The sequence below is a fragment of the Aquabacterium sp. genome, from assembly GCF_004297345.1.
Taxonomy (GTDB): Bacteria; Pseudomonadota; Gammaproteobacteria; order Burkholderiales; family Burkholderiaceae_C; genus Aquabacterium.
Map to the genome: position 1 here is coordinate 1 of NZ_SCTN01000598.1, position 1572 is coordinate 1572.

The 1572-nt window shown below is 66.6% G+C and carries 2 protein-coding genes; both read right to left on the minus strand.

The window, feature by feature from the left end; all coding sequences use genetic code 11:
* A partial coding sequence (locus tag EPO09_RS21900) for an ATP-binding cassette domain-containing protein (protein ID WP_290646693.1) occupies positions 1-368 on the minus strand: 368 nt, incomplete at its 3' end.
* A 78-nt stretch (positions 369-446) separates the two neighbouring features.
* Positions 447-1572, minus strand: a 1126-nt coding sequence (locus tag EPO09_RS21905; protein ID WP_290646695.1) for a substrate-binding domain-containing protein, incomplete at its 5' end; no start/stop codon positions are given.

The following is a 1572-nucleotide window of genomic DNA, read 5'->3' on the forward strand; positions in this document are numbered from 1 at the left end:
CCGAGGTCGTCGAGCGACTGCCGGAACGCATCGAGCGGGGTTTCGGTCAACCGCAGGTTCGATCGGATGTCGAGGTCGGGGATGAGCGACGGCTCCTGGTAGACCGACACGACGCCACCGCGCCGCGCCTCGGCCGGTGAATGGACCGTGCGCTCGATACCGCGAACCGTGATCCGGCCCGCGTCCGGTCGGACGGCGCCCGTCAGGATCTTGACCAGTGTGCTCTTGCCGGCGCCGTTGGCGCCCATGAGCGCATGGACCTCGCCCGGGCGCACGGACAGCGAGGCCGATCGCAGGGCGACGACCGCGCCGTAGGTCTTGGCGACGCCGGTCGCCTCGAGCAGCAGTTCCGTGCCGGTGACGGTCATGGGTCCAGTCCGGGGTGATCAGGAAGGGAGGATGCCGGCGGGGCCGGCATCCTCCCTGGTCGTTCCGCTAGTTGGGGACTATTCGCCGGGGCCCTTGCAGGCAACGGCCTCTGCGCCGGTGTAGGTCGTGTAACCCTCGATCTGGAGGCCGAGCGGCCAGTTCGGATCGAGACCATCGACCTGCCACGACTTCAGCAGGGCCTTGCCCGCATCGGACGTGTTGTCGGCGCCAACCGGATCCAGGAGGACCGTGTTGGCTCGGGCCGGCGCGGGCGCCAACGTGACGCTCTCGCCCTTCAGGAGCTTGAGGGCCAGACCGACACCGGCGCCACCGACGGCGGCGGTGTTGGTGACGGCAATGCCCTTGAGATCCGGGTAGCCGGTCGGGTCGAGGAGCTGGGCCACGAAACCGCCGAGGTCGGCACCGACGATCGGCACGAACTTCTTGTTGGCGGCCTTGATGGCGTCAACCACGACCGAGTCGATACCGGAGGTCCAGATTCCCTGGATGCTGTCGTACTGGCCGCTGGAGATGAAGTCGTTGATGAGCTTCGTCCCCTGGACCGGATCCCAGCCCGTGGCGACGCCGTCGGCGTTCGGCACGACCTTGATGTTCGGGTAGTCCTTGAGGACATTCTTGAACCCGATGTCGCGGTCGCTGTCGGCCGGATGGCCGGCGATGCCGCGCATGTAGTAGACCGTGCCGCTGCCACCAAGCTGATCGAACAGCCACTTGGCACCGATCTCGGCGTACTTGATCTGGTTGTTGTACAGGTTGTAGGTATCCGGGTCCGTGACGTAGGCGTCAACCGAGACCGTCTTGATGCCCGCGGCCTTGGCCTCGGCAAGCGCCGGGTTGAGCGCGTCGGGATCGTTCGGGTTGAAGACGATGGCGTTCACGCCCTTGGCAATCAGGTCGCGAAGATCCTGAAGCTGGCCGGCCGCATCGGTGTCGCGGTGAATGGTCGTGAGCTCGGAGACGAGCCCGGAGACCTTGGCCTGCGCCTTGGCGGTGCAGACCTGCTCCTCGCGGAAGCCGTTACCGACGCCGCCACCGTTCGAGTAGCCGATCTTGTACGTGGTCGCCGTGGACGGCGCCGGGCTTGAGCCACCGCCACAGGCTGCGGCGATCAACGCGACCGTCCCCAGCCCGATGAGCAGTTTTGCTCGGATGGATCCCCTCGGAATCATGTGCACTCCTCCA